25 protein-coding genes are annotated in these 26,550 nt (G+C 71.2%); 13 read left to right on the top strand and 12 right to left on the bottom strand.

Annotated elements, in window-relative coordinates:
• Window positions 1-218 precede the first annotated feature (218 nt).
• The 4 genes from ITJ57_RS04635 to ITJ57_RS04620 are packed head-to-tail and all read right to left on the bottom strand — an operon-like array spanning window position 219 to window position 3,658.
• Window positions 219-851 carry a GNAT family N-acetyltransferase gene (locus ITJ57_RS04635; RefSeq protein WP_194669061.1) on the bottom strand — a complete coding sequence of 211 codons (633 nt, stop codon included), beginning with the start codon at window positions 849-851 and terminating at the stop codon, window positions 219-221.
• Between the two features lie 45 nt (window positions 852-896).
• Window positions 897-2,012, bottom strand: a complete 1,116-nt coding sequence (locus tag ITJ57_RS04630) for a beta-propeller fold lactonase family protein (protein WP_194669060.1) — start codon at window positions 2,010-2,012, stop codon at window positions 897-899.
• 42 nt (window positions 2,013-2,054) lie between these two features.
• Window positions 2,055-2,348: a winged helix-turn-helix transcriptional regulator gene (locus ITJ57_RS04625; protein WP_194669059.1), complete on the bottom strand. Its 294-nt coding sequence runs from the start codon at window positions 2,346-2,348 to the stop codon at window positions 2,055-2,057.
• 23 nt (window positions 2,349-2,371) lie between these two features.
• Window positions 2,372-3,658, bottom strand: coding sequence for an adenylosuccinate synthase (locus ITJ57_RS04620; RefSeq protein ID WP_056008884.1), 1,287 nt, complete (start codon window positions 3,656-3,658; stop codon window positions 2,372-2,374).
• Between the two features lie 252 nt (window positions 3,659-3,910).
• Between ITJ57_RS04620 and ITJ57_RS04615 the strand changes: the two genes are divergently transcribed.
• Complete coding sequence (locus ITJ57_RS04615) at window positions 3,911-4,663, top strand: HAD-IIB family hydrolase (RefSeq protein WP_194669058.1); 753 nt, start codon at window positions 3,911-3,913, stop codon at window positions 4,661-4,663.
• Between the two features lie 124 nt (window positions 4,664-4,787).
• On the opposite strand, the gene ITJ57_RS04610 is transcribed toward ITJ57_RS04615, so the two are convergent.
• The gene (locus ITJ57_RS04610) at window positions 4,788-5,264 is read right to left on the bottom strand and encodes a DUF3151 domain-containing protein (protein WP_194669057.1); all 477 of its coding nucleotides are present in this window, start codon (window positions 5,262-5,264) and stop codon (window positions 4,788-4,790) included.
• A 125-nt stretch (window positions 5,265-5,389) separates the two neighbouring features.
• On the opposite strand from ITJ57_RS04610, the gene ITJ57_RS04605 reads away from it, so the two are divergent.
• From ITJ57_RS04605 to ITJ57_RS04595, 3 genes are all read left to right on the top strand, one after another.
• The gene (locus tag ITJ57_RS04605) at window positions 5,390-6,049 is read left to right on the top strand and encodes a TetR/AcrR family transcriptional regulator (RefSeq protein WP_194669056.1); all 660 of its coding nucleotides are present in this window, start codon (window positions 5,390-5,392) and stop codon (window positions 6,047-6,049) included.
• Window positions 6,039-6,695, top strand: a complete 657-nt coding sequence (locus ITJ57_RS04600) for a hypothetical protein (protein ID WP_194669055.1) — start codon at window positions 6,039-6,041, stop codon at window positions 6,693-6,695. Before ITJ57_RS04605 ends, ITJ57_RS04600 begins: the two co-directional genes overlap by 11 nt.
• A gap of 70 nt (window positions 6,696-6,765) precedes the next feature.
• Window positions 6,766-8,643: a YhgE/Pip domain-containing protein gene (locus tag ITJ57_RS04595; protein WP_194669054.1), complete on the top strand. Its 1,878-nt coding sequence runs from the start codon at window positions 6,766-6,768 to the stop codon at window positions 8,641-8,643.
• A gap of 410 nt (window positions 8,644-9,053) precedes the next feature.
• Here ITJ57_RS04595 and ITJ57_RS04590 read toward each other — a convergent pair whose 3' ends face one another.
• Together ITJ57_RS04590 and ITJ57_RS04585 are read right to left on the bottom strand one after the other, a co-directional pair.
• Window positions 9,054-9,374, bottom strand: a complete 321-nt coding sequence (locus ITJ57_RS04590) for a hypothetical protein (RefSeq protein ID WP_194669053.1) — start codon at window positions 9,372-9,374, stop codon at window positions 9,054-9,056.
• A 254-nt stretch (window positions 9,375-9,628) separates the two neighbouring features.
• Window positions 9,629-10,243 carry a TrmH family RNA methyltransferase gene (locus ITJ57_RS04585; RefSeq protein WP_194670299.1) on the bottom strand — a complete coding sequence of 205 codons (615 nt, stop codon included), beginning with the start codon at window positions 10,241-10,243 and terminating at the stop codon, window positions 9,629-9,631.
• 162 nt (window positions 10,244-10,405) lie between these two features.
• Between ITJ57_RS04585 and ITJ57_RS04580 the strand changes: the two genes are divergently transcribed.
• Both ITJ57_RS04580 and ITJ57_RS04575 read left to right on the top strand, forming a co-directional pair.
• Window positions 10,406-11,200 carry an HAD-IIA family hydrolase gene (locus tag ITJ57_RS04580; protein ID WP_056008903.1) on the top strand — a complete coding sequence of 265 codons (795 nt, stop codon included), beginning with the start codon at window positions 10,406-10,408 and terminating at the stop codon, window positions 11,198-11,200.
• Between the two features lie 54 nt (window positions 11,201-11,254).
• Window positions 11,255-12,295, top strand: a complete 1,041-nt coding sequence (locus ITJ57_RS04575) for a zinc-dependent alcohol dehydrogenase family protein (protein ID WP_194669052.1) — start codon at window positions 11,255-11,257, stop codon at window positions 12,293-12,295.
• 63 nt (window positions 12,296-12,358) lie between these two features.
• On the opposite strand, the gene ITJ57_RS04570 is transcribed toward ITJ57_RS04575, so the two are convergent.
• From ITJ57_RS04570 to ITJ57_RS04560, 3 genes are all read right to left on the bottom strand, one after another.
• Complete coding sequence (locus ITJ57_RS04570; protein WP_194669051.1) at window positions 12,359-15,679, bottom strand: hypothetical protein; 3,321 nt, start codon at window positions 15,677-15,679, stop codon at window positions 12,359-12,361.
• Window positions 15,679-16,227 (bottom strand): orotate phosphoribosyltransferase, encoded by a 549-nt coding sequence (pyrE, locus tag ITJ57_RS04565; protein ID WP_056008912.1) that lies wholly within the window; start codon window positions 16,225-16,227, stop codon window positions 15,679-15,681. The genes ITJ57_RS04570 and pyrE overlap by 1 nt, the downstream gene beginning before the upstream one ends.
• A gap of 160 nt (window positions 16,228-16,387) precedes the next feature.
• Entirely contained in the window at window positions 16,388-17,944 is a 1,557-nt protein-coding gene (locus tag ITJ57_RS04560; protein WP_194669050.1) for an amino acid permease, read from the bottom strand.
• A 238-nt stretch (window positions 17,945-18,182) separates the two neighbouring features.
• On the opposite strand from ITJ57_RS04560, the gene ITJ57_RS04555 reads away from it, so the two are divergent.
• From ITJ57_RS04555 to ITJ57_RS04535, 5 genes are all read left to right on the top strand, one after another.
• Window positions 18,183-19,550: a glutamine synthetase family protein gene (locus ITJ57_RS04555; protein ID WP_194669049.1), complete on the top strand. Its 1,368-nt coding sequence runs from the start codon at window positions 18,183-18,185 to the stop codon at window positions 19,548-19,550.
• A complete protein-coding gene (locus tag ITJ57_RS04550) occupies window positions 19,537-20,376 on the top strand; it encodes a gamma-glutamyl-gamma-aminobutyrate hydrolase family protein (RefSeq protein WP_194669048.1) in 840 nt (279 codons plus the stop codon). The genes ITJ57_RS04555 and ITJ57_RS04550 overlap by 14 nt, the downstream gene beginning before the upstream one ends.
• Window positions 20,373-21,728 (top strand): aldehyde dehydrogenase family protein, encoded by a 1,356-nt coding sequence (locus ITJ57_RS04545; protein ID WP_194669047.1) that lies wholly within the window; start codon window positions 20,373-20,375, stop codon window positions 21,726-21,728. Before ITJ57_RS04550 ends, ITJ57_RS04545 begins: the two co-directional genes overlap by 4 nt.
• A 160-nt stretch (window positions 21,729-21,888) precedes the next feature.
• Window positions 21,889-22,677: a 3-oxoacyl-ACP reductase gene (locus ITJ57_RS04540; RefSeq protein WP_228506481.1), complete on the top strand. Its 789-nt coding sequence runs from the start codon at window positions 21,889-21,891 to the stop codon at window positions 22,675-22,677.
• Window positions 22,678-22,729: 52 nt separating this feature from the next.
• On the top strand, window positions 22,730-23,494 hold the full coding sequence (locus tag ITJ57_RS04535; RefSeq protein ID WP_194669046.1) for a FadR/GntR family transcriptional regulator: 765 nt from the start codon (window positions 22,730-22,732) through the stop codon (window positions 23,492-23,494).
• A gap of 103 nt (window positions 23,495-23,597) precedes the next feature.
• Here ITJ57_RS04535 and ITJ57_RS19605 read toward each other — a convergent pair whose 3' ends face one another.
• Complete coding sequence (locus ITJ57_RS19605; protein ID WP_255353622.1) at window positions 23,598-23,720, bottom strand: hypothetical protein; 123 nt, start codon at window positions 23,718-23,720, stop codon at window positions 23,598-23,600.
• A gap of 71 nt (window positions 23,721-23,791) precedes the next feature.
• Between ITJ57_RS19605 and ITJ57_RS04530 the strand changes: the two genes are divergently transcribed.
• Entirely contained in the window at window positions 23,792-24,742 is a 951-nt protein-coding gene (locus tag ITJ57_RS04530) for a LysR family transcriptional regulator (RefSeq protein ID WP_194669045.1), read from the top strand.
• A gap of 16 nt (window positions 24,743-24,758) precedes the next feature.
• Here ITJ57_RS04530 and ITJ57_RS04525 read toward each other — a convergent pair whose 3' ends face one another.
• A complete protein-coding gene (locus tag ITJ57_RS04525; protein WP_194669044.1) occupies window positions 24,759-25,457 on the bottom strand; it encodes a DedA family protein in 699 nt (232 codons plus the stop codon).
• A 223-nt stretch (window positions 25,458-25,680) separates the two neighbouring features.
• On the opposite strand from ITJ57_RS04525, the gene ITJ57_RS04520 reads away from it, so the two are divergent.
• The coding region (locus ITJ57_RS04520; RefSeq protein WP_194669043.1) for an exodeoxyribonuclease III at window positions 25,681-26,550 on the top strand (870 nt) is incomplete at its 3' end.

Raw genomic sequence — 26,550 nt, 5'->3', positions numbered from 1 at the left:
ACGTCGGCGGCCGCCCGTGCTGTCGGGCCGTCGGATACCGCGTCCGTCGTCTGGAGGACAAGCTAGGGTCGCCACGTAGCGCGATCGGGACCGCACGGTGTCTCGCGGGTGAACAGTGCCCTTCGACAAGCTCAGGGACCGGGGTGGGCTCAGTGACCGGGGTGGGCTCAGGGACCGGGGTGGGCTCAGTGACCAGGGTGGGCTCAGGGACCAGGGGGTCAGCCGCGGAGCGCGACGGGCCCGGGGCTCCTGGCGAGACGCTCCTCGAGACCGGCGCGCACCTCCGGCCACTCCTCCGCGATGACGGAGAACAGGGCGGTGGTCCGCCAGGTGCCGTCGGCCCGCTGCTTGTCGCGGCGGATGAGGCCCTCGAAGGTGGCCCCGAGCCGCAGGATCGCGGTGCGCGAGCGCTCGTTGCGCTCATCGGCCTGGATCTTCACCCGCCCGAAACCCGCGTCGAAGGCGAGGCCGAGGAGCAGCAGCTTCGTCTCCGCGTTGACGGCGGTGCCCCAGACGCGCGGGTCGTACGCCGTCCAACCGAGGTGGGCCGCCTCCCCCGGTTCGTCGAAATCGCCGAGCGTGGAGGTGCCGACGAGGAGCCCGTCGTGGTCGCCGCCGAGGAGCCGGATGACGTAGGTGTTCCGGACGCCCGTCGTGAAGTACCCGTCGGCGAAGACGTCGAACTCGGCCTGCGTGGTCGGCAAGCCCTCTGGTCCACCGCCGTACCCGCCGGCGAACACCTCGGGGTGCGCGATCGCCGTGAACAGCTCGGGATAGTGCGAGCGGTCGAGCGGTTCGAGCCGGATGGTCCGGCCCTCGATCGGCTGGGGTACAGGGCGTCGTGCGGTCACCGTTCCACCGTATCCGCTCGCGAGCCGATCACCATGATGTCGACGTCAGGCCAGGATGAGGCAGGTCGGTGAACCCGCGTCGAGGGTCCCGAGGAGCGTCGTCGGGACACCCGTGCGCTCGTCGAGTCGGAAGCTCGCGACGGTGTCCGACAGCTGGTTCGCGACGTGGAGGAAGCGGCCCGACTCCCGATGGTGGCGCGGCATCGTCCCACCGCACTCGACGTCGGCCACGGCCTCCACCCGCGAGCCGTCGCCCGTCACGCGCAGGGTGGCGATGCGGTCGCTCCCCCGCACCCCGACGTGCAGCTGCTCGCGCGACGCGGCGAGGCTGATCTCGGCACCCGTGTCACCCTCCGACACCCCCTCCGAGGGCGCGACCGTGGCCGCGAGGATGTGCCAGTGGCCGTCCGTCCCGTCCACTCCGAGGGTGAAGACCTCGACCGAGTACTCGGTGATGACGTGGAGGTGACCGCTCGGGTGGACGACGAGGTGCCGCGGACCCGTGCCGCGCGGGAACACGACGGTGTGGTCGAGGACCAGCCGACTCCCCCGCAGCTGCCAGATCCGGACCGTGTCGTGGCCGAGGTCGGTCGTCGCGATCCGGCCGTCGGGCAGGAGGGCGGAGGCGTGTGCACGGGACGGCCGGGACGGCAGCGCCTCGCCGACGGCGGCCTCCAACGCGAGGAGCGTCAGGGCGTCCTCACCGGCGTCCGCGGATTCGGCGGCGAGTGCGGTGGGTGAGGCCCAGGGGTCGACGGACGCCTCTCCGAGCCGCGGGTCGCCTCCGAACGCCGCGTTGTCCGCGAGCGGCACGGACACCACCCGACCGTCGCCGTAACAGCTCGCGACGAGCAGGTCGGCGCCCGGGACGGTCGCGACGTGGCAGACGCCGTCGCCCGCTTCGAGTGGCTTGCCGAAGGGTGCGAGGCCGAACTCGCCGGAGCGCTTGAACGCCTCCACCGCGCCGGTCGACTCGCTGGCCGCGTAGACGATCGGCAGCGTCGGGTGCAGCGTCAGGAACGACGGCGACTGCGCCTCCGAGGACTGCACCAGCCGGAGGGTGCCCGCCTCGTCCTGCCGCAGCAGACTGATCCCGGCACCGGTGCCGTCGGCCTCAGCCGTGTAGGAACCGAGGAGGAGGTAAGGGGTGTCGTCGCTCATCCCCACAGTCTCCCACCTGCACCGACGCCCACCCGTGTCGGATCAGCTGGCGCGGCGGGCTCGGACCCCGGCCGCGTACTCCTTCGGACTCATGCCGATCGCTTCCCTGACGATCCGGATGAGCGTCGCCCGCGTGATGCCGAGGGCGTTCGCCAGGGTGACGAGTGAGAGGTCCGGGTCGTCGTCGAGGGTCGCCAGGGCACGCCGGACCCGTGGGTCGAGCGTGCCGGTGTCACGCGAGGGACGCGCCGCCGACCGTGGCCGGACCACGCCGGTCGAGAGTTCCTCGACCGGCGGGAGCCCTGGCAGGGACGGCTGACCGGATTCGTTCACCACGGCGAGCGACGCTCCTCCTCGGCTCAGTCGACGAGGTCGTGACGCACGACGATCGCGTCGCGGCCGGGGCCGACGCCGATCGCGGAGATGCGCGAACCACTCATCGACTCGAGCGCCAGCACGTAGTCCTGCGCGTTCTTCGGCAGGTCCTCGAAGCGGCGGACACCGGTGATGTCCTCCTGCCAGCCGGGGAACTCCTCGTAGATCGGGACCGCGTGGTGGAAGTCGCTCTGCGAGACCGGCACCTCTTCGACCCGCACGCCGTCGACCTCGTAGGCGACGCAGACCGGGATGGTGGCGAGGTCGTCGAGGATGTCGAGCTTCGTCAGGACGAAGTCGGTGACCCCGTTGATGCGTGCCGCGTACCGCGCGATCGGGGCGTCGTACCAGCCGACACGGCGCGGGCGCCCCGTCGTCGTGCCGAACTCGAAGCCCTTCGAGCGGAGGTAGTCGCCGGACTCGTCGAACAGCTCCGTCGGGAACGGACCGGCGCCGACGCGCGTGGTGTACGCCTTCACGATGCCGATGACACGGTCGAGTCGGTTCGGTGCGACACCCGAACCGGTGGCTGCGCCGCCCGAGGTGGCGTTGGAGGAGGTGACGAAGGGGTAGGTGCCGTGGTCGACGTCGAGCATCGTGGCCTGGCCGCCCTCGAAGAGGACGATCTTGCCCTCGTCGAGTGCCTCGTTCAGCACGAGGGCGGTGTCGGCGACCATCGGGCGCAGGCGCTCCGCGTAGGCGAGCAGGTCGGCGACGATCTCGTCGACCGTGATCGCGCGGCGGTTGAAGACCTTCACGAGGAGGTGGTTCTTCTGGTCGAGCGCGCCTTCGACCTTCTGGCGCAGGATGTTCTCGTCGAAGAGGTCCTGGATCCGGATGCCGACCCGGTTGATCTTGTCGGCGTAGGCCGGGCCGATGCCGCGGCCGGTGGTGCCGATCTGACGCTTGCCGAGGAAGCGCTCCGTCACCTTGTCGATGGTGCGGTGGTACTGGGTGATGACGTGCGCGTTGGCGCTCACCAGGAGGCGCGAGACGTCGATCCCGCGGGCCTGCAGCGCCTCGAGCTCGTGGAACAGCACCTCGATGTCGATGACGACACCGTTGGAGATGACGGGCACGACGCCGTTCGTCAGGATGCCGGACGGCAGGAGGTGCAGGGCGTACTTCTCGTCGCCGATGACGACCGTGTGCCCCGCGTTGTTGCCGCCGTTGAACTTCACGACGTAGTCGATGCGGTCACCGAGCAGGTCGGTGGCCTTCCCCTTGCCTTCGTCGCCCCACTGGGCGCCGACGATCACGATTGCTGGCATCTGGATGCCGCCCCTTCCGGATTCTCGTGTGCCCGGCGGACCCCCGGAGGAACCCAGCCCTGACAGGCCGGACGCCCACCCTCTGCGGGCGGGCGTCTCGTGCACGCACCCGTCCATCGTACCGGAGCCGGGTCTCGGGCACCGAGTTCCGGCCCGCGCTCGATACCATGATGGGATGCTCAGGCCCCGGCCGGCCGTCCCGCACGCCGATCGCCCTCGACGACCGACCTCCCGACCGACCGAACGGAATCCATGACCTCCCTGCCGCGCCTCGTCGCCTTCGATCTCGACGACACCCTCGCCCCGTCGAAGTCCGCGCTCGACCCTCGCATGGCCGAGCTGTTCGTCGCCCTCCTCGAGCGCACCTCGGTGTGCATCATCTCCGGTGGCCAGATCGTCCAGTTCCAGAACCAGGTGCTCGACCGCATCGGCGCCGCCTCGCCCGAGGCCCTCGGCCGCCTCCACCTCATGCCCACGTGCGGCACCCGCTACGACCGCTTCGACGGCACCGCGTGGACGACCGTCTACCGGCACGACCTGAGCGACGACCAGAAGGCCCGCGCGATGGGCGCCCTCGAGACCGAGGCGAAGCGACTCGGCCTCTGGGCAGAGGAGACCTGGGGCCCGATCCTCGAGGACCGCGGTTCGCAGATCACCTTCTCCGCGCTCGGGCAGACCGCGCCGGTCGACGAGAAGACGGCCTGGGACCCGGACGGAGTCAAGAAGGAGTCGCTGCGTTCCGCGGTCCAGGCGCTGCTGCCCGACCTGGAAGTGCGCTCCGGCGGATCCACCTCGGTCGACATCACGATGGCGGGCGTCGACAAGGCCTTCGGCATGACGCGCCTCGCGGAGCACACCGGCATCCCGCTCGAGGAGATGGTGTTCGTGGGCGACCGCCTCGACGAGGGTGGCAACGACTACCCCGTGCTCGCCCTGGGTGTGCCGTCGGTCGCCGTCCACGGCTGGCAGGACACGGCCGCGTACCTGGAGTCGCTCGGCCTGTAGGGGCACCCGTCCCTGCGCGTGTTGCCGGTCCCCGAGCCGCGCACCGGCCCCTGATCCGCGCCCCGGTCCCTGATCCGCGCCCCGGTCCCTGATCCGCGCCCCGGCCCCTGAGCCTGTCGAAGGGCTAGTCGGAGCCGAGGATGACGATCGCCGAGGTGGGCGGTGCCGCTGCGGCGACGAGGTACTCGATCTCCTCGGACGCCGTCGGGTCGGCCTCGCGCAGGAAGGTGTCGAGTCGCTCGACCTCTTCTGTCTCGCCGATCGCCTTCGCGGAGCGACGCAGGGCGTAGAGCGACCGCAGCACGCCGCGGTTCGGTGCGTGCGACCAGGGGATCGGCCCCTGGCCGCGCCAGCCGGCGGCGCGGAGGGAGTCGAGGCCCCGGTGGTAGCCGACGCGCGCTGCCGCGTAGCCGGGGATCGGCGACTGCGGGTCGTGCACCGCGTCGGCGAGCAGGGCCCAGCCGAGCGATGAGCGAGGGTGGGCTGCGAGGAGCTCGGCCAGCGCTTCGATCGAACCGATCGCCGCGTGGAACTCGGCTTCGGTGGCGCTGTCGTCCGGCAGCAGTGTCGGAGGGGTTGCCATGAGATTCTCACCGGTCATCGTTCAACCATAGCTCCGTTGCCGGAGCCCGGCGTGGGAGGAAGCTGGCAGCCCTCGCTGAGAGCTCGCCGCATGCGTCGCGAACGATATTGCACACCGCTGTGCAAGATAGTACGATCGCTGTCATGACCACCACCGAAGCGCCGCCGAGTCCACCCCGGGCTCCACGCCGTGACGCCACCGAGAACCGCGTCGCCCTGCTCGAGGCCGCCCGCCTCGCCCTTCGCAGCGACCCCGACGCGAGCCTCGAGACCATCGCCGCGGCCGCCGGTCTCACCCGCCGCTCGGTCTACGGGCACTTCGCCACCCGCGACGAGCTCGTGAACGCCGTCGTCGTGGCGGGCGCCGAACGCGTGGCCTCCTCGATCACGGCCGTCCGCGGCGACGAACCGCTCACGACGATCGCGCTCATCGGCGACGTCCTCTGGGCACAGGTCGACCACGTGCGCATCATGGCGCCGCTCGCCGTTCGCGGCCCACTGCGCGCCGTCACGGCGGCCGCCCTCGAACCCGTCCGCACCCTGCTCCTCCGCACCGTCCAGGCCGGGATCGCCGACGGCTCCATCCGTCCGGACATCGAGGCCGACATCCTCGCCCGCCTCGTCGAGAGCACCGCGATCGGCGTGCTGGAGGAGGCGAGCCGCTCCGAGCTCTCGACCGACGCCGGCCGTCGGCTCGTCATGCTCGCCACCCTCGGCGCGGTCGGCCTCTCCTGGCAGGACGCGAGCGCCGTCGCCGACCGCGCAGCCACCCACACCCACGAGGAGACCACCCATGCGCGTTGAACTCGACGGCGTCTCGAAGGGAAAGGGCGGCATCGTCCTCGAACCCACCTCGCTCTCCTTCCGGACCGGTGAAGCGACCTTCGCCCGCGCCGAGACCGAGCAGCGCCCGACCGTCCTCGGGCTCATCGCATCCGGACGCATGAAGCCCGACACGGGCACCGTGCTCGTCGACGGCACGACCGACCGCAAGACGATGCGCCGCACGATCGCCCTGATCGACGCGCCCGACGTCTCCGAACCCGCCAGCGGCGTCGCGGTGACCGGTGTCGTCGCCGAGGAACTCATGTTCGCCGGTCGTGCGAGCCACCCCTTCGCCGTGGCGAGACTCCTCGACTCCCTCGGTCTCGCCTCGCTCGCGAAGCAGCCGATCTCGACCGTCGCGCCGACCGAGCGTGTGCGCTTGCTCACCGAACTCGCCGTCCTCCGCGAAGACGTCACCGCGCTCGTCCTCGTCTCCCCCGACCGGCACGGCGGCGATCCGATCGGCTGGTGGACCATCGCCCGCCGGCTCGCGGCCCGCGGCTACGGCGTCCTCGTCATCGCCGGAGACGCCTCGGCCACCGCGATCAACGCCATGTCGGACGCCCCCGTGTCCGAGAACGCCACGGACGAACTCGTCCCCCTCTTCCAGCAGGACTGGTCGTGACGCACCACGTGCGCCGCCCCGACCCCGCCTTCCCCTCCGCCATCACCACCCGTCCCCAGAAGGACCTCCTGTGAAGATCTTCGCGATGATCCGCGCCGAACTCTCCCGCCTGTGGGCCACCCCCATGTCGCGCCTCGCCCTCGTCGCCCTCATGTGCGTGCCCCTGCTCTACGGCGGCCTGTACCTGTGGGCCAACCAGGACCCGTACGCGAAGCTCGACCAGGTGCCCGTGGCCCTCGTCGTCGAGGACTCCGGTGCGCCGGCGACCGACGACACCACCGGCGATGCGACCGGTGAGACGGAGAACTACGGCGACGACATCGCCGAGCAGCTCATCGAGGACGGTTCCTTCGCCTGGCACGAGGTCAGCGCGGCCGACGCCGCCCGGGGCGTGAACGACGGGACGTTCGACTTCAGCGTCACGATCCCCGCGGACTTCTCGACCTCCCTCACCTCCGCGTCCGGCGACGCGCCGCGACAGGCGACGGTCCAGCTCACCACGAACGACGCGAACAGCTACCTGGCGACGACGATCGGTGAGCAGGCGGTCAAGCAGATCAAGGCGACGATCGTGCAGACCGTCAACCGCCAGGCCGCCGGTCGGTTCCTCACCGCCCTCGACTCCATCAAGACCAAGCTCGTGGACGCCACCACCGGCGCCACGCAGCTGGCCGACGGCGCCCAGCAGGCCTTCGACGGCGCAGGGACCGCCCAGGCCGGTGCGGCGACCCTCGCGTCGGGCACGGCGCAGATCGCCGCCGGCACGGCCAGCCTGCCCGCTCAGACGGACCAGTTGGCTTCGGGCGCCGAGCAGGTCGCCGCGGGCACCTCGACCCTCGCCGGCAAGGGCGACGAGGTCGGCGCCGCCGCCCAACGACTCGTGAACTCGATCCCGGCGGCGCGTGCACAGATCGCGCAGACCCTGACCGAGAACGGCTTCACGGCCGAGCAGATCGCCCAGGTCCTGGCCCTCCTCGACCCGGTGGCGGCCGATGCCTCCACGGCCAACGAGCGGGTCCAGACCGTCGTGTCGCAGGTCGACCAGCTGAACAGCGGCGCCCAGCAGGTCGCGGGCGGCGCCAGGGCCCTGAGCAACGCCATGCCGGCGCTCGCCGCCGGGACGCAACAGGCCGCCGACGGCGCCGCATCGCTGCAGACCGGCCTCACCACGCTGCAGACGGGCCTCGGCACGCTGCGCGACGGCATCGTCACCCTCCGCGACGGACTGCAGTCGGGCGCCGACGCGATCCCGGCGACCACGCCGGACTCCCGGACGCTGCAGGCGAAGACGATCGCCGACCCGGTGAAGCTGACCAACGCCTCGGTGACGAGCGCGGGCACCTATGGCGCCGGCCTCGCCCCGTTCTTCGTGAGCCTCGCCGCTTGGATCGGCATCTACGCCCTCTTCCTCATCGTCAAGCCGGTGTCGCGCCGAGCGATCACCGCCCTCCACAGCCCGATCAAGGTGACGCTCGCCGGCTGGCTGACGCCCGGCCTCCTCGGCACGATCCAGATGGTCGCCCTGTTCGGCATCCTCGCGGGCGCCCTCCACTTCGAGGTCCACAACCCGCTCGGCACCTACGGCATGATGGCGCTCGCCTCGCTGACGTTCGCGGCGATCATCCTCACCCTGAACGTGTGGTTCGGAAGTGTCGGCCAGTTCCTCGGGCTCGTCCTCATGGTGGCCCAACTCGTCACCGCCGGCGGCACGTTCCCTTGGCAGACCCTGCCGGCCCCGCTCGCCGCGCTCCACCATGTGCTCCCGATGTCGTACGCCGTCGACGGCATGCGGCAGCTGATGTACGGGGGTCGGATGGACGCGGCGCTGCAGGACGCCGGCGTGCTGCTCGCATGGCTGGCGATCGCGCTGAGCCTCTCCGCCGTCGGGGTCACCCGGATGACGCACGCGAGGACCCTGCGCGATCTCCGCCCCAGCCTCATCGGCTAGCGGTCGGGCCGGACGCGGTGGAATCCGCGCCGGAGTGTCGTCCTCGGGTGGGGACGACGCTCCGGCGCGCGTGGTTCGCCGCTTCCGTGCGACGCCCATTCGGGTCGGGCATCGATCGCTGACGGCGGGAAGAGCGCGACCTCGATCGGGTTCGGGTGCGCCCGCCGTCGTCTCGCTCCCTTGAGTGATCGACGGAGCGGGCGATCATGACGCGGAATGCGGCAGATTCCTCGGAACAGGTCACGAGCGGGTGGAACCCCTCAGGCCTCGCCCGGAAACACCGGAGGCCGCCGGGAGTGGGGGGACTCCCGGCGGCCACCGGTGCGACGGAACGGTGCGGTTCCGTCTGGGCGCACACGATCGCGGCGGTTCGGGCCACCGTGATCAGGTGCAGATACGACGCGTGCTGATCAGAAGGGGATCAGCGACGCCTCCTCGCGCTGTTCCGCGAGCATCCGACGACGGGTCGCGAACGCGGCTCCCGCACCCCAGATGAGGAGCGAGGCGAACAACGCACCGGCAGGGGCGATGAGCTCGCTCGGGCCGGTCTGCGTTGCGCTGATCGACACCGAGGTGTCGTCGGCGCGGGTGTCCGCCTGAGCCGGCGCAGCGACGCCCACCAGGAGGGCGATCGCGAGCGCAGCGGGGACGGCGAGCGCGGTGACGCCACGGACCAGGGACGGGCGGGATCCTCGTTCGGGCGAGACTCCCAGGGCGGAGCTGTGCTTCATCTTCAGTTCATCCTTCGGGTGACCGCCGATGCGCACCGCACGGATTCGGGTCCGTGCGGTGGCCCTCAGTGGCTTCGGGTGCCGGGAGGGATTCGGGTTCAGCGGTGGAGCATTGCTCCGATACAAAGTATGCCGGTCCGTGTCGGCACTTTGGGGGACTACGTCCGCAATTGAGGGAATCTTGAGGTGTTCCTGAGGAACGCATAGGGGGATCCCTCGGAACCACCCGCGGACGGGGGACAACCCTGTCGACGTCAGTCGAAGGACACGTGCTGCATGACCCACGCGTGCATCGCGACAGCCGCTGCCGCGGACGCGTTGATCGATCTCGTCGAGCCGAACTGGGTGATCTCGAGCACCGCATCGGCCGCCGCGATCGCCTCCGCCGACAGACCGGGGCCCTCCTGTCCGAACAGCAGGATGCATCGCTCGGGGAGTCTGGTGGTCTCGATCGGGACCGAACCGGGGACGTTGTCGATCGCGATGATCGGTAGCCCCGCGTCGCGCGCCCAGGCGACGAGGCCCGCGACGTCGGCGTGGTACTCGACGTGCTGGTAGCGGTCGGTGACCATCGCCCCGCGCTTGTTCCAGCGACGTCGACCGACGATGTGCACGGTGTCGGCGGCGAACGCGTTGGCGGTGCGCACGATCGAGCCGATGTTCATGTCGTGCTGCCAGTTCTCGATGGCGACGTGGAACGGGTGACGGTGCTCGTCGATGTCGGCGACGATGGCCTCCATCGTCCAGTAGCGGTACCGGTCGACGACGTTGCGGGTGTCGCCGTCGCGCAGGAGCGCCTGGTCGTACCAGGGATCCTCGGGCCAGTCCCCCTGCCACGGGCCGACGCCGCCCTGGCTCGCGGGCGCCACGGGATCGGCGGGGTGGACGGCCGGATCGTCCTGGCTGGGCGGGGTCTCTGGCACCAGCCAACCCTACCCGCGCCGTGCCAGACTGGAGATCCGGGCCCGACGCCGCGCCACCCCATGAGGCGCGCCGCTCCCTCGGCCCGCCCGAACCACCTGGAGGAACGCATGTCACGTCGCGACGAGGTCGAGTGCTGGCTCACCGACATGGACGGGGTACTCGTCCACGAGAACCACGCCCTCCCGGGTGCAGCAGCACTCCTGCAGCAGTGGCAGGACCAGCGGACGCCCTTCCTGGTCCTCACGAACAACTCGATCTTCACCCCGCGCGACCTGAGCGCCCGCCTGCGCGCCTCCGGCCTCGACGTTCCGGAGGAGTTCATCTGGACCTCCGCCCTCGCCACGGCCGCCTTCCTCGCCGAGCAGGAGCCGGGAGGGTCGGCATTCGTCATCGGCGAGGCCGGGATCACCACCGCCATCCACGAGGCCGGCTTCACGATGACGGAGACGAACCCCGACTACGTCGTCGTCGGCGAGACCCGCAACTACTCGTTCGAGGCCATCACGAAGGCGATCCGCCTGATCGCCGGCGGCGCGCGGTTCATCGTCACGAACCCGGACGCCACCGGACCGAGCAAGGACGGCCCGCTGCCCGCGACCGGTGCGATCGCAGCGCTCATCACGAAGGCGACCGGCATGGAGCCGTACGTGGTCGGCAAGCCCAACCCGATGATGTTCCGCTCGGCCCTCAACAAGATCGGCGCGCACTCGGAGAACACCGGCATGATCGGCGACCGCATGGACACCGACATCGTCGCGGGCATCGAGGCGGGTCTCCACACGATCCTCGTCCTCACAGGCATCAGCGACGAGGCCGAGATCAACCGCTACCCGTTCCGGCCGAACGAGATCCTCAGCGGGGTCATCGACCTCGTGACCGACCCCGTCGAGGTCGAGATCTAGTCCAGCCCCTCCCGCAGCCACACCGACCCGCTCCCCCAGCTTCGAGGATCTCCCATGCGCGCCGTCGTCTACGACCAGTTCAGCACCGAGCCGACCGTTCGGGACGTCCCGGATCCGCAGCCGTCCGACGCCGGCGTGGTCGTGCGTGTGGAGACGACCGGCCTGTGCCGGAGCGACGCGCACGGGTGGCTCGGCCACGACGACGGGATCGCCCTCCCGCAGGTGCCCGGTCATGAACTCGTCGGGCGGGTCCACGCCGTCGGGCCACTCGTCGAGCGGTTCCAGGTGGGCGACCGCGTCACCGTCCCCTTCGTGTGCGCGTGCGGCCGCTGTGCCGAATGCCTCGCCGGGAACGGCCAGGTCTGCCCGAACCAGACCCAGCCCGGCTTCACCCACTGGGGGTCGTATGCCGAACTCGTCGCCCTGCACGATGCGGACGTCAACCTCATCCCGGTACCGGAGTCGCTCGACGCGGGCGCCGCAGCCCTCCTCGGCTGCCGCTTCGCGACGGCGTTCCGGGGGCTCGTGCACCGGGCCGCGCTGCGCAGCGGTGAACGCCTGCTCGTCGTCGGCTGCGGTGGCGTCGGGCTGAGTGCCGCCATGATCGGGGTGGCCCTGGGTGCCGAGGTCGTCGCCGTCGACATCGACGCCGCAGCCCTCGCCCGCGCCCGGTCGATCGGCGTCACGCACACGATCGACTCCAGCGGGCTCGACGAGGACGCCGTGCTCGCGCGCATCGCCGAGGTCAGCCCGGGCGGCGTCCAGGTCTCGGTCGAGGCCCTCGGTCGGGAGTCCACGATGCGTCTGAGTCTCCTGGCGCTGGCGCCCCTGGGCCGCCAGGTGCAGATCGGGCTGTTCTCCTCGGAGCCGACGCTCCCGATGCCGCGGATCATCGCCCAGGAGCTCTCCCTGCACGGCAGCCACGGCATGCCGGCATCCGACTACCGCGAGCTGCTGGACCTCGTCGCGAGCGGCGCGCTGCGCCCGCAGGACCTCATCGAGCATCGCATCGGCCTGGACGAGGCACCGTCGGCGCTCGTCGCTCTTGCTTCGGGCGACCGGTCGACGGGCGTGACGGTCATCGACGTCGCCTGAGCGAGGCGGCGGTCGCGGTCACCCTGCCCGTCCGGCGCGTGTGCTGCGCTCGACGGGCGAGCGTCAGGCGGAACCCTCCTCGGACGTGTCCGAGGAGAAGGACGACACCGTCGGCTGCGGGGTGACTCCCGCCGCACCCGCCGCACCGGCCGCGTTCGCCGCGCCGACGAGGGTGCCGAAGTAGAACGCGAGGAGCAGGAGGACCGCCGCGCCCAGTCCGACGACCACCCACAGGAGCGCCTTCGGGATGCTCTGGTCGAGCGCTTCGCCTCGGTACTCGGGGAGGTCGCGATCCGGGACCGACGTCGGCGTGGCGGACTGCTGCGTCGGGGACGGTGCGCTCGTGGGCTGCGGCGGCAGGGAGGCACCGACGATCCCGGCGGCCGCGGCCGGGGTCACGAAGCCGTTCGAGCCGTCGAGCTCGGGGAAGGCGACCGTCTCACCGGGAAGGGCCGCGGGAGCCGTCTGCACAGGATGCGTGGCCGGACCCTGCGACGGGACGGCGGCGGCGTGCGCGCCCAGAGCCGCACCGTAGGCGGGTGCCGGGCCGGCGGCGTGCTCGCCTGCGGTGGGTGCGTCGGACCCGCTCGAGGCGTCGTCGGCGCTGCGCTCGTCCGGATCCGTCGCATCCTCTGCGCCCGGCACCGTGGCATCGGCGGGAGCTGGTTCCGCATCGGCGACGGCGTCCGTCTGCAGCGACCATCCGCCCTCGGCGGCGAAGGCGTCTGCGAGGGAATCGGACGGTGTCGTCGGCGTGGCCGAGGCCGGACCATCCGTCGGCTCGGTGTCGGACGGCTCACCGTCGGACACCGGGACCTCCACCGTGTCGGTGTCGGGGCCGACGTCGAACAGCGACTCGAGCCGCAGCTCCTCGCTGACGGGCTCCGGCTCGGTGGCGTCGGGCGTGTCGGCGTCGGCGTCCGCTGCTTCGGCGTCGGGCGCATCGGGCGAGAAGGACGGCAGCGGCGTGGCGGCGGCCGCGGAGAGCGGGACCGCGTCGAACTGGACGATCTCCTCATCGAACTCGTCGTCGAGTTCCTCCGGATCGACCGCGAACCCGGCCGGCTCGGCCGGCCGGGCGTCGTCCGTCGGCGACGCAGGTGCGTCGACGGAAGCCGCAGCGTCCTCGGTGTCGCCGGGTGCACGCTCGTCGAGGTCCGCCCCGAGGACGGGCGCCGCGGATCCGAGGACGCCGAGACCACCGGCTGCGGCTGCGGCATCCAGGCTGGCGTCGAGTCCGCCGAGTGACAGCGTCGGGAACAGGTCGACCGTGTCGTTCGCGGCGGGGACCACGGCAGGCGTGTCCGAGTCCGCGTCGTCGATCGCGTCGTCGCGCCAGCTCGCGAACTCGTCGCCCGGGCCGTCGACGAGCGGTCGGCCGAGGGTCTCCGCGGCGAGGCCGGGAGCGAACGGCTGCACGTCGCCGGCGATGAACGCCGCATCGGGGACCTCGCCCTCGAGGGCGAGCTCCGACGGCGACTCGGCGCTGACCGCAGGCGTGTCGGTGCCCTCCCACTGCACGGCGGGCACGGGGATCGGCTGTGTCGTCGGAGCGGCGTGCACGAGAGGGTCGAGTGCGTCGTTGGGAGCCAGGTCCCAGACGAAGGGGGCGCTCCCGAAGGGGCTGACCGTCGGCTCGGGCTGTACGCCGTCGAGGGAGATGAGTTCGGTGATGGAGCGCTCGGCCTGGGGGGTCGGCGGGCCGAAGGCGGGCGGGACCTCGGAGGTCTCCGTGGCCGCGTCGTCCACCGGGGCGTCGGTGCCGGCGGATCGCTCCGCGGTGACGGGCTCGGGGTCGACCGGGAACGGCTGCTCTGCAGCCGCGCCACCGAGGGCGGAGAATCCGGGGCCGCCGAGGCTGTCGAAGGGCCGCGTCTCGTCGAGCGGTTCGGCGGAGGCGTCCGGCACCGTCTCGGGCCACGGCACCTCGGCCGGTGCACTCGGCGCGGCCGGTGTCGGCGAGGCGACGACCGTGTCCCAGCGGAACGGGGCGGCAGGCGTGACGGGTGCTGAGCTCGCGGCGGCGTCCGGTGTCGGTTCGGTGACCGTCTCGGGCTCGATCGGGGCGGGCTGCGCGGCGAGGGAGTCGTCGACGACATCGACCGGCTCGGAAGCCGGGTCCGTGGAGGCGACGTCGGCGCGCGACTCGGCCTCGAGCGGCCAGGGCTGCGCTGCGATCGGGTCGGCGGCGTCGGCCGACTCGGGAGCCGCGTCCGTGTCGACCGGATCGGCGGCATCGGACGGCTGGGCAGCCGGTGACGTCTGGTTCGCGCCGAACGTCTCGCCGAACGGCTCCGTGAGCCAGGCGAGGGGGTCTGTCCGTGGGGCGGACGTCGTGGCGTCGTCCGATGTCGAGGCGTGATCTGGGGCGGCGTCGGTGGCCGTCCGGGCGTCGGCCGGGACCGTGGAGTCGGTCGTCACCGTGTCGGTGGCGCGGTCGCGGACCTCGACGGTCTCACCGCCGAGCACGTCGTCACCGAAGGTCTCGGAGAGGCTCCAGGAACCCTCCGGGAGGTCGTCGTCCGAGTCGGCGTCCGCAGGGGGGAAGGCCGGCTCGACCCGCTGCGCGCCGAACGTCGCGGCGGGAGGCTGCGGTGCGTCGACGGATTGCGGTGCATCAGCAGGCTGCGCCGGGTCGGCGGGCTGCGGCGCGGCCGGTTCGGCGTCCGGCGCCGTGACGAAGCCACTCGGGCGCGCCGGGGTGTCGGTCGTCGGGGGCGCGTGCTCCGCGTCGACGGCCGCCCAGGCCTCGGGATCGTCCGCAGCGAGGGCCCGCGCGGTCGGCAGGGCCATCGTCGAGACGTCTTCCGGTGCCGGTCGCGCGTCGTCATCGCTCGCGCCGAGGCTCCAGGGCTCGTCGTCGACGGGTGGGAGGACGACCGGATTGGTCGGTGCGGGACGGAACGTGCCGGCGGGAGCGTGCTGGAGGACGGAGTCGGTGTCGACCGTGAGCTCGTTGCGAGCCGGCGGCACCGGAGCCGCCGGGGCCGGGGTCGGCGGGACGACGGGCAGTTCGAGGGCGTTCGGGTGCCGGAGCGCGCCCGACTCGGCGGACGCGGCTTCGGGTGCCGGGGTGGACTGGGGCGCGGGAGTGGGCTCGGCGACCGGCGTCGACTCGGACACGGGCGTCCACGCGGGAGCCGGAGCCGACTCGGGTGCGGGCGTCCACGCGGGAGCGGGGGCCGACTCGGGCGCGGGCGTCTCAGCCGGTACGGGGTCGGGGACGACGGGAGGCGCGGAGGGCCGCTCGGCTTGAGCGTCGTCCGGCTGGGTCTCGATCGCCTCCGTGTCGTCGGCGTCGAGCTGCGACAGGAGCCAGTCGGTTCCGTCTGCCGAATCGTCCGGCAGGCCGGAGCCGCCGCGGTCGGTCCCGTCGCCGGACATCAGGCGAGTCCCAGGTCTTCCAGGCCGATGGCGGCCAGGTACTGGTAGCCGGCTGCCTCGATGATCTCGCGGGCACCGGTGGCGCGGTCGACGACGACGGCGACGGCGACGACCTCGGCGCCGATCTTCTCGAGTGCCTCGGCGGCCTTGAGCGGCGAGCCGCCCGTGGTCGAGGTGTCCTCGAGGACGATCACGCGCTTGCCCTGGAGGTCCGGGCCCTCGACCTGCTTGCCGCGGCCGTGGTCCTTGGGCTCCTTGCGGACGACGAACGCGTCGTACGTCAGGCCGCGGGCGGCACCCTGGTGCAGGATCGCGGCGGCGACGGGGTCGGCTCCCATGGTGAGTCCGCCGACCGCGAAGACGTCGGGGACGTCGGCGATGAGGTCGATCATGACCTGGCCGATGAGCGGCGCGACGCGGTGGTCGAGGCTCACCTTGCGGAGGTCGACGTAGTACGTCGCTTTCTTGCCGCTCGTCAGGGTGAAGTCACCGTGGAACACGGCTTCTGCCGAGATGTGGTCAATGAGCTGAGCTCGTGCGTCCGTCACGCCGACGAGTCTACAAGCTGTGACCCCCATCGCCGCAGTCGCCCGGATGGGGGCATAGGATCCCCCCGACGCAGGAGAGCCCCGGCGTGTCGGGTCGACGCGCCGGGGCTCGGTGCGGCCACACCGCCACCGTCCTGAGACGGGGAGGCGGGGCCGGGGGTCAACGCACCTGGCCGGACCCGGGCTGCTCAGGCGGGTCGGTCGCGAGGAGTCCGGCCTCGGTCGCGCCACCGTAACCTTCGGTCTCCGGGTCGCCGTGCAGACCACCGGAGACCGCGTACTCCTCCTCCGGCGACATCACGAGGCGGTGGCGCCCCCAGACGGCGAAGGCGACGAGCATGACGACGTACACCACCACGATCGCGATGATCGCCGGCAGGAACGTCGGGTTGAGGAGGAAGCCGACGAAGATGAGTGCAGCGATGACGGCCGCGATGACCGCACCGGGCACACCCCACGGGCTGAGGTAGGGGCGCTTCGCGTTCGGGAACTTCTTCCGGAGCAGCAGGAACGCGATCATCTGCATGAGGTACGCCAGCACGGCGCCCCAGACGGCGATGTTCAGCACGATCGCCCCGGCCACACCGCCCGAGCCGCCCGCTGCTTCCACGATGAGGAGCGCCACGAACCCGATGAGGGCGCCGGCCACGAGCGCGACCCACGGGGTCTGGCGCTTCCCCGTCAGGGAGAGGAAGCGCGGGTAGTACCCGGCGCGCGACAGCGAGTACATGTTGCGGCCGTAGGCGAACATGATCCCCTGCAGCGAGGCGAGCAGGCCGATCAGCGCGAACAGGGCGAGCACGGCGGCGGCACCGTCACCGACGATCGCCCGGAAGCCGTCGAGCAGCGGTTCGCCCGCGGTCCCCGTCGCCTCGGCACCGATCACGCCGGTGTTGAGGAACAGGACGAGCAGACCCGTGACGATGAGGGTGCCCCGAGCCCAGAAGCCGGCCTTCGGGATGTCGCGCGCGGGGTTGTGGGACTCCTCCGCGGCGAGCGGCAGCTCCTCGATGCCGAGGAAGAACCACATGGCGAACGGCAGGGCGAACAGGATCGGGAGCACGCCGTGCGGCAGGAACTCCGTCTGCCCGGGGTCGGGCGCGATGTCGAAGAGGTTCGCCCACGCGAACTGGCCGGAGAAGACCGCCATGGCCGAGAAGACGAGCAGGATGCCGATGGAGATGATCGAGACGACGATCGCGAAGCGGAAGGAGATGCTCGCGCCGGCGGAGTTCAACGCGATGAAGGCGAGGTAGAGGATCGCCCACCAGACCGGTGACGGCATCGAGAACCCGAGGAGCTCGCTCGTGATGGCGTCGGCGTAGGAGGCCGAGAAGTACACGATCACCGCGGTCGTGGCGACGTACTCGATCGTCTCGGCGAGCCCGGTGACGAAGCCGCCGAGCGGACCCATCGCCGCTCTCGCGAAGGAGTACGCACCGCCCGTGTGGGGCATGGCCGCCGCCATCTCCCCGATGGAGAAGATCATGCCGTAGTACATCGCCACGAGGATGATGAAGGCGATGAGCATGCCGCCGAACCCGGCGAAGTCGATGCCGAAGTTCCAGCCGGAGAAGTCTCCGGAGATGACCGCCGCGACGGCGAGGCCCCAGAGCCCCCACACGCCGGCGGATCGTTTCAAACTGCGTTTCTCGAAGTAGCCCTCGCCAGCCGCGGTGTAGGTCACCCCGGAGATCTTGCGCGTTTCGTTGGCCATCGACAGGTCCTGTTCGCTCGGGTTGCGCGCTCGTCGGGCCCGCACAACGTCCTCAGATCGGTTGGCCCGACTATAGGACCTGCAATGGTCGCGTGTACATACCTTTGTGGCAGATCCGGTCCGTTGAACTCCTGCGCGTCTCGGGCATGCTGTGGTGTAATGGTCGAGTTCGCGACCTTTCAGTTCTCCGCCGCTGCAGAACGACCGACGGCGGGTCCCCGACCCACGAGGAGCTCCCATGCACCCACGTTCAGGAAACCTGACGCTCGAGGAGCTCACGACCGCGGTCGCGGCGAAGGAGATCGACACCGTCATCCTCGCCTTCACCGACATGCAGGGCCGACTCGTCGGCAAGCGCGTCTCGGCGCGACTCTTCGTCGAGGACGTCGCCGAACACGGGGCGGAGTGCTGCAACTACCTCCTCGCGGTCGACGTGGAGATGAACACCGTCGACGGCTACGCGATGTCGAGCTGGGAGCGCGGCTACGGCGACATGGCGATGATCCCCGACTTCTCGACCCTCCGTCACGTGCCCTGGCTCCCGGGGACGGCCCTCGTCACCGCCGATCTGCAGTGGCTCGACGACACCCCCGTGGTCGCCTCCCCCAGGCAGATCCTCATCGCCCAGCTCGAACGGCTCGCAGAACGCGGACTCGTCCCCTTCGTCGGCACGGAGCTCGAGTTCCTCGTCTTCGACGACACCTTCCGCGAGGCCTGGGCGAAGGACTACACGAAGCTGACCCCGGCCACCGACTACAACATCGACTACGCGATCCTCGCCTCCACGCGCATGGAGCCCCTGCTCCGCGACATCCGCAACGCGATGGACGACGCGGGGATGTACTGCGAAGGCGTCAAGGGCGAATGCAACCTCGGCCAGCAGGAGATCGCGTTCCGGTACGACCACGCCCTGGCCACCTGCGACAACCACTCCATCTACAAGAACGGTGCGAAGGAGATCGCGGACGCACACGGCAAGAGCCTCACGTTCATGGCGAAGTTCGACGAGCGCGAGGGCAACAGCTGCCACATCCACATCAGCCTCCGCGGCGAGGACGGCTCGGCGGTCTTCGCCGACCCCGACGCCCCCGACGGCATGTCGAAGCTGTTCCGGCACTTCCTCGCCGGACAGATCGCCGCCATGCGTGAACTGACGATGTTCTTCGCGCCCAACATCAACTCCTACAAGCGCTACGTCGACGGCAGCTTCGCCCCCACCGCGGTGGCCTGGGGTCACGACAACCGCACGTGCTCGCTGCGCGTCGTCGGACGAGGGCTCGGGATGCGCGTCGAGAACCGGGTGCCGGGCGGTGACGTCAACCAGTACCTCGCGGTCGCCGCGCTCATCGCGGCCGGGCTGCACGGGATCGAGAACGAACTGGAACTCGAGGAGGCGACGACCGGCAACGCCTACACGGGCGGCGCCCCACGCGTGCCGACGTCGCTGCGGGAGGCGGCGGAGCTGTTCTCGCGGTCGACGATCGCCCGCGAGGCCTTCGGCGACGAGGTCGTCGACCACTACCTCAACTTCGCGAAGGTCGAGCTCGCCGCCTTCGACGCGGCGGTGACGGACTGGGAACGGGTGCGCGGCTTTGAGCGCCTCTGATCAGGACGGCCCCGAGCCGTCCGCGCCGACTCCCGAGGCGCCGGTCTCGAGCGCCCCGCTCATCGGCGTCACCACCTACCTGGAGCAGGCCCAGACCGGCGTGTGGGACGTGCCCGCGTCCTTCCTCCCCAAGGTCTACCTCGACGCCGTGACCGACGCCGGCGGGATCGTCGTCCTCCTCCCGCCGCAACCCGTGAACCGCGCGGTCGCGGCCTCCGTGCTGTCACGCCTCGACGGGCTGATCGTCTCCGGCGGCGCCGACGTCGACCCCGGGCTGTACGGGCAGGTCGCCCATCCGCGCACCGGTCGACCCCGCACCGATCGGGACGCCTGGGAGGAGGCCCTGCTCACCGCTGCGATCGACGCCGAGCTGCCGTTCCTCGGCATCTGTCGCGGTGCACAGCTCCTCAACGTCGCCCTCGGGGGGACGCTCATCCAGCACCTGCCCGACGTCGTCGGCGACGACTCGTTCCAGCCCGGCGAGGGCGTCTTCGGGCCGAAGACCGTGGCGATCGACGCCGACTCGCGGCTCGCCGCCCTGCTCCGCCAGGACGACGACGAGCTCGACGTGCACGTGTACCACCACCAGTCGATCGACCGAGTCGCCGACGGACTCGTCGTGACCGCCCGCACCGAGGAGGGCGTCATCGAGGCCGTCGAGCTGCGCGACGTGCCGTTCGGGCTCGCGGTGCAGTGGCACCCCGAGGAGGAGACCGCCGACCGACGCCTCTTCGCCGGCCTCGTCGACGCCGCCCGCCGGCACCGCGACGGCACCGACCGCACCCCCAGCACCACCGGTACCACTGACAGGAGCACCGCCCAGTGAGTCACACGATCCTGAACCCCGCGAACGAGCACGTCGTCACGACCGTCGAACACCTCGACGTCGCCGAGACCGACGCCGCCATCACCCGCGCGGCCGTCGCCCAGCGCGCGTGGGCCGCGCTCGCACCGGCCGACCGGGCGCAGGCCCTCCGCCGGTTCGCCGACGCGGTCGACGCCGACCGCGAGCACCTCGCGAGCCTCGAGGTCGTCAACTCCGGGCACCCGATCACTCAGGCACGCTGGGAAGCCGGTCACGTGCGCGACGTGCTGGAGTACTACTCGGGATCACCCGAGCGGCTCTTCGGGCAGCAGATCCCCGTCGCCGGCGGGATCGACCTGACCTTCCACGAACCGCTCGGTGTCGTCGGCATCATCACCCCGTGGAACTTCCCCATGACGATCGCCGCCTGGGGCTTCGCACCGGCGTTGGCGGCGGGAAACGCCGTCGTCCTGAAGCCGGCGGAGTGGACCCCTCTCACGAGCATCCGCCTCGGCGAGCTCGCGCTCGAGTCCGGGCTTCCCGAGGGCCTGTTCCAGGTGCTCCCCGGCCGTGGATCGGTCGTCGGCGAGCGGTTCGTCACGAACGAGACCGTTCGGAAGGTGGTGTTCACCGGCTCGACGGCCGTCGGCAAACGGATCATGGCGGGCGCCTCCGAGCAGGTGAAGCGGGTCACCCTCGAGCTCGGCGGCAAGAGCGCGAACATCGTGTTCGCCGACGCCGATCTCGAACGAGCGGCCGCGACCGCCCCGTACGGCGTGTTCGAGAACGCCGGCCAGGACTGCTGCGCCCGCAGCCGCATCCTCGTCCAACGGAGCGTCTACGAGCGTTTCATGGAACTGCTCGAACCGGCCGTGCAAGGCGTCGTCGTCGGCGACCCGAACGACCCGGCCACCGAGATGGGCCCGCTCGTCTCGGCACCGCACCTGGCGTCCGTCCGCTCCTACGTGCCGGACGACGCGCCCGTCGCGTTCACGGGGAGCGCGCCGGACGGCCCCGGGTACTGGTTCGCTCCGACCGTGCTCACGCCCGAGCGTGGCGACCGGAGCGTGCGGGAGGAGATCTTCGGGCCGGTCGTCACCGTGCTCCCGTTCGACGACGAGGCCGACGCGCTCGCCCTCGCCAACGACACGGAGTACGGGCTGTCGGGATCGATCTGGACGCGGGACGTCGGACGCGCCCTCCGCGCGGCCCGCGCCGTCGAGGCGGGGAACCTGTCCGTCAACTCGCATTCCTCCGTGCGCTACTCCACCCCGTTCGGCGGGTTCAAGCAGTCCGGCCTGGGGCGGGAGCTCGGACCGGACGCGCCGCTCGCCTTCACCGAGACGAAGAACGTCTTCATCGCCACCGACTGACCCACCAGCACCACGCCGTTCCACCAGCAGCACCCCGGTCCACAAGCGCCACCCCGGTCCACGAGCACCACCCCCGGTCCCTGAGCACCACCCCCGGTCCCTGAGCACCACCCCCGGTCCCTGAGCCTGTCGAAGGGCGGGCAGACAGAAAGAGCACCACATGACCATCACCCCCATCGACCTCACGCAGCGGCTCGCCGGGAAGGTCGCCGTCATCACGGGCGGCGCGAGCGGGATCGGCCTCGCCACCGCCAAGCGCTTCGCCGCGGAGGGCGCGATCGTCGTCATCGGTGACCTCGACCCCACGAGTGGACAGGCGGCCGCCGAGCACGTCGACGGGCTCTTCGTCCAGGTCGACGTGACCGACCAGGCGCAGGTCGACCACCTCTTCGACACCGCCGCCGACACCTACGGCTCCGTCGACATCGCCTTCAACAACGCCGGCATCTCGCCGCCGGACGACGACTCCATCGAGACGACCGAGCTGCCCGCCTGGGAACGGGTGCAGGACGTCAACCTGAAGTCGGTCTACCTCTGCTCGCGCGCGGCGATCCGCCACATGGTGCGGCAGGGCAAGGGCTCGATCATCAACACGGCGTCGTTCGTCGCCGTGCTAGGGTCGGCGACCTCGCAGATCTCGTACACCGCGTCCAAGGGTGGCGTGCTCGCGATGAGCCGCGAGCTCGGCGTCCAGTTCGCGCGGCAGGGCATCCGGGTGAACGCGCTCTGCCCCGGCCCCGTGAACACCGCGCTGCTCCAGGAGCTCTTCGCGAAGGACCCGGTGCGCGCGCAACGGCGTCTCGTCCACATCCCGATCGGCCGGTTCGCGGAGCCCGAGGAGCTCGCCGCCTCCGTCGCCTTCCTCGCGAGCGACGACTCCTCCTTCATCACCGGCTCGACGTTCCTCGTCGACGGCGGCATCTCCTCGGCCTACGTCACCCCGGAATGAGCTGACAGGGTGCCCGGGCGGGGCGGCGACTCGCGGGAAATAGACTGATCCGATGAGCGAGACGCGCAAGGGGGACGACGGCACCGAGGTGCTGAGCGCGGAGCTCCTCCTGCGCCCGGGCCGTGCCGGCAACGCGTTCGAGGAGACCGTGCAGCGGCTGCTGCAGTCGATCCGCCTCGGGCTCATCGAGCCCGGCGGTCGCCTGCCAGCCGAACGCGACCTCGCAGCCATGCAGGGGGTCAGTCGCGACACCGTCCGGGACGCGATCGCCGCGCTCACCGAGGCGGGTTACCTCACCTCGCGTCGCGGACGCTACGGCGGCACCTTCGTCATGGACGAGCTGCCCGACGACGACACCGTCGACGGGCTCGGTGCCGAGGAGGGCGCACGCGTCGCGGTCTCGGCCGAACGGATCGAGGACACCCTCGTCCTCCGCAGCATCCTCGAGGTGGGAGCGGCCCGCGAGGCGGCGCAGTGCAAGCTCTCGGGCGCCGACCGCGAACGACTCTGGCAGGCGCTCGGCGAGTGCCGCGACGCCGCCCCGGCCGACTACCGCCGCCACGACTCCCGGTTGCACCTGCTCATCGCCGAGCTCGTCGGTGCACCGAGCCTCCTGCCGCTCGTCGCCGAGTCACGGATGCGCGTCAACGAACTGCTGAACGGGATCCCGCTGCTGGCCGTGAACATCGCCCACTCCGACGAGCAGCACGAGCGCATCGTCAAGGCGATCCTGCGCGGGCATCCCGACGAGGCGGCCCAGGCCATGGCCGAGCACGTCGCCGGGTCCGAGGCCCTGCTCCGCGGCTTCCTCGCCTGAGCTCCCCCGGTCCCCGAGCCTGTCGAGGGGGACATGGAACGACCTCCCGGCGACGAGTCGCGAGGAGGTCGGATGCGCCGGACGTGCCGGCGGGTGCGAGGTCTCAGATGGACTTCGGGTAGGTGCGGGCCGGGATGGCACGGTAGCCGTCGCGCTTGACGACGACGACGGAACCGACGGCTGCACTGGCAGCGAGGAGGGCGATGATGCCGAGGTAGATGGTCATGCTCCTATGAAACGCCCGTTCGCCATGAAGGACAAGCTCACAATACTGTCGATACTCGGTAGCCTCGCTACATGGACGTGCGCCGACTCGATCTCCTCCGTGAACTCGCCGACCGCGGCACCGTGCACGCGGTCGCCGCGGCGACCCACCGGACGCCGTCTGCGGTCTCCCAGCAGCTCAAGGTACTCGAGCGCGAGGCCGGCCTCCCCCTCACCGAGCGTCGCGGCCGCGGCCTCGTCCTGACCGACGCCGGCCGGGCGCTCGCCGCGAGCGCCACGGACGTCGCCGTCGCGATCGAGCGCGCGACGAGCGTCTGGGACGAGTACCGCAACCATCCGACCGGCACCGTCACGCTTGCGACGTTCCCCACCTTCGGGCAGATGGTGGTGCCAGCGGCACTCCGCGCGCTCGAAGCAGTCCCTGGCCTGCGCGTCGAGGTGAGCGACCGCGACCCGGACCTGGAGGACTTCCCCGACCTCGCCGCCGACTTCGACATCGTCATCGCCCAGGCGATCAGCGGCGAGCGCACCTGGGTGCGTCGCGGCCTCCGGATCACCCAGCTCCTCGCTGAGCCCCTCGACGTCGTCCTGCCGATCGGGCACCGGCTCAGTGGCCAGACGGTGCTGACGCCGGCCGACCTCGCGGACGAGTCCTGGATCGGGGTCCCGGTCGGCTACCCGCTCGACCGACTGCTGCGCAGCATCGAGGCGGAGTCGGGCGCGGAGCTGCGCGTCGTGCAGCGGGTGAGCGACAATCGCATCGCCGAGGCGATGGTCGCGGCTGGACTCGGCATCGGCCTCCTCCCGCGGTTCACGGCGAGCGGTCCGGAGCGGGGCATCGTCCTCCGGCCGATCGCCGGGCTCGACGCGACCCGGCGGATCGTCGCGCTGTCCCGCCCGGACCGCGCCGAGCGGCTCGCCGTGCGGACGGTCCTCGAGGCGATCCGCACCGAGGCGCGGTCGGTCGCCGCCTCGCACACCGCAGCGGAGCCCGAGGAGCTCACCACCCCGCGCTGGGTGTGACCCGTCCGGATCGTGCTCAGTCGTCGGACGAAGCGGCCTCGCTGCCTTCCCGGCGGTACCGCTTCACGCCCTTCCAGATCGTGAAGCCGAGGGCGATGACGACACCCGCGATGACGACCTTCTGCAGGATGCCCGCGTACTCCTCGACGATGTGCCACTGCTCTCCGAGGAAGAACCCGGCGAGCACGAAGATGGTGTTCCAGATGCCGCTGCCGGCCAGGGTCAGGAGGGCGAAGCGCAGGACCGGCATCCGTTCGACGCCCGCGGGGATGGAGATGAGGCTCCGGAAGATCGGCAGCATGCGCCCGAAGAACACCGCCTTCGAGCCGTGCTTCTGGAACCAGGCCTCCACCCGGTCGACGTCCTCGACGTGGACGAGGGGGACGCGCGCGACGAGGCGACGCATGCGGTCACGCCCGAGGACGGCGCCGATCGCGTAGAGGGCGAGCGCCCCGACCACCGAGCCCGCGGTCGTCCAGATGAGGACCTCGACGAGGCCGAGTTTGCCTTGGCTGGCGGCGAACCCGGCGAGCGGCAGGATGACCTCGCTCGGCAGTGGGGGGAAGAGGTTCTCGAGCGCGATCGCGAGCGCGGCACCCGGGCCGCCCAGGGTCTCCATGAGTCCGACCGCCCATTCGGCGACGCCTCCGAGTGCACTGTCACCTCCGGTCGAGGCGGTGGGCAGGCTGATCGTGGCGGCGGTGGACGTCGTCATGTCATCGACGCTACGCGACACCTGCTCGCTGTCCCTGGGAACATCCGCTCAATCCCCCACCCGTCGTCCTGCCCGACGCCCGACGCCCGGCCCCCCTAACTCAGGAAGCAACCGGCGTGTCGGGGCTGACCGGCGGCGAGCACAGGCCGACACGCCCCGCGTCTCCTGAGTTGGGGAAATCGGACCGGGACCGAGGGCGGGGCGGGTTCGATAGCGTTGGGGCATGCGCATCGCCACCTGGAACGTCAACTCGATCCGTACCCGCGTCGGCCGCGTGGTCGACTGGCTCGTCCGCGAGGACGTCGACGTCCTCGCCATGCAGGAACTCAAGTGCAAGCCCGAGCAGTTCCCGATGGAGGCCTTCACCAAGGCCGGCTACCAGGTGGAGCTGCACGGACTCAGCCAGTGGAACGGCGTCGGCATCGCCAGCCGCCTGCCCATGGAGGACGTACAGATCGGGTTCCCCGACATGCCCGGGTTCGGGAAGCCACCGGCGAGCCTCGCCCTCGACGGCCCCGGCTTCGACGCCGACGGGCTCCCGCTCGAAGCCCGCGCGATCGGAGCCACCGTCGACGGCGTCCGCCTCTGGAGCCTCTACGTCCCGAACGGGCGCGCGGTCGGCGACCCGCACTACGACTACAAGCTGCGCTGGCTCGCCGCCCTCGAGGCCGACACCCGCACCTGGCTCGCCGAGAACCCCGAGCTGCCCCTGGCCCTCATGGGCGACTGGAACGTCGCACCGCTCGACTCCGACGTCGGCGACCCGAGCTTCGGGCCGGGCTCCACACACATCTCCGCGCCCGAGCGGGCCGCCCTCGCCGCGTTCGTCGACGCCGGCCTGCAGGACACGGTGCGTCCGTTCGTCCCGGAGGGCTACACCTTCTGGGACTACAAGCAGCTCCGGTTCCCGCGGAACGAAGGACTCCGGATCGACTTCATCTACGGCTCGCAGGCCTTCGCGGACCACGTCGTCGAAGCGTCGATCCACCGCAACGAGCGCAAGGGCGACAGCCCGAGCGACCACGTGCCCGTCGTCGTCGACCTCGACTTCTCACTCTCCGACGAGGAGAACGACGACTCACCGATGATCTTC

It is taken from the genome of Plantibacter sp. VKM Ac-2880 (assembly GCF_015351235.1).
In the GTDB taxonomy this organism is placed as follows: Bacteria; Actinomycetota; Actinomycetes; order Actinomycetales; family Microbacteriaceae; genus Plantibacter.
The sequence above is the reverse complement of the archived record's forward strand: the minus strand, read 5'-3'. Positions and strand labels throughout refer to the sequence as shown.

Excerpts from the sequence above, each read along its gene's own strand:
- ITJ57_RS04630 (WP_194669060.1), bottom strand. The coding sequence starts at position 2,012 with ATGAGCGACGACACCCCTTACCTCCTCCTCGGTTCCTACACGGCTGAG.
- ITJ57_RS04580 (WP_056008903.1), top strand. The coding sequence starts at position 10,406 with ATGTCACGTCGCGACGAGGTCGAGTGCTGGCTCACCGACATGGACGGG.
- ITJ57_RS04620 (WP_056008884.1), bottom strand. The coding sequence starts at position 3,658 with ATGCCAGCAATCGTGATCGTCGGCGCCCAGTGGGGCGACGAAGGCAAG.
- ITJ57_RS04535 (WP_194669046.1), top strand. The coding sequence starts at position 22,730 with ATGAGCGAGACGCGCAAGGGGGACGACGGCACCGAGGTGCTGAGCGCG.
- ITJ57_RS04555 (WP_194669049.1), top strand. The coding sequence starts at position 18,183 with ATGCACCCACGTTCAGGAAACCTGACGCTCGAGGAGCTCACGACCGCG.
- ITJ57_RS04570 (WP_194669051.1), bottom strand. The coding sequence starts at position 15,679 with ATGTCCGGCGACGGGACCGACCGCGGCGGCTCCGGCCTGCCGGACGAT.
- ITJ57_RS04540 (WP_228506481.1), top strand. The coding sequence starts at position 21,889 with ATGACCATCACCCCCATCGACCTCACGCAGCGGCTCGCCGGGAAGGTC.
- ITJ57_RS04605 (WP_194669056.1), top strand. The coding sequence starts at position 5,390 with ATGACCACCACCGAAGCGCCGCCGAGTCCACCCCGGGCTCCACGCCGT.
- ITJ57_RS04525 (WP_194669044.1), bottom strand. The coding sequence starts at position 25,457 with ATGACGACGTCCACCGCCGCCACGATCAGCCTGCCCACCGCCTCGACC.
- ITJ57_RS04610 (WP_194669057.1), bottom strand. The coding sequence starts at position 5,264 with ATGACCGGTGAGAATCTCATGGCAACCCCTCCGACACTGCTGCCGGAC.
- ITJ57_RS04530 (WP_194669045.1), top strand. The coding sequence starts at position 23,792 with ATGGACGTGCGCCGACTCGATCTCCTCCGTGAACTCGCCGACCGCGGC.
- ITJ57_RS04615 (WP_194669058.1), top strand. The coding sequence starts at position 3,911 with ATGACCTCCCTGCCGCGCCTCGTCGCCTTCGATCTCGACGACACCCTC.
- ITJ57_RS04600 (WP_194669055.1), top strand. The coding sequence starts at position 6,039 with ATGCGCGTTGAACTCGACGGCGTCTCGAAGGGAAAGGGCGGCATCGTC.
- ITJ57_RS04560 (WP_194669050.1), bottom strand. The coding sequence starts at position 17,944 with ATGGCCAACGAAACGCGCAAGATCTCCGGGGTGACCTACACCGCGGCT.
- ITJ57_RS19605 (WP_255353622.1), bottom strand. The coding sequence starts at position 23,720 with ATGACCATCTACCTCGGCATCATCGCCCTCCTCGCTGCCAGTGCAGCC.
- ITJ57_RS04590 (WP_194669053.1), bottom strand. The coding sequence starts at position 9,374 with ATGAAGCACAGCTCCGCCCTGGGAGTCTCGCCCGAACGAGGATCCCGC.
- ITJ57_RS04575 (WP_194669052.1), top strand. The coding sequence starts at position 11,255 with ATGCGCGCCGTCGTCTACGACCAGTTCAGCACCGAGCCGACCGTTCGG.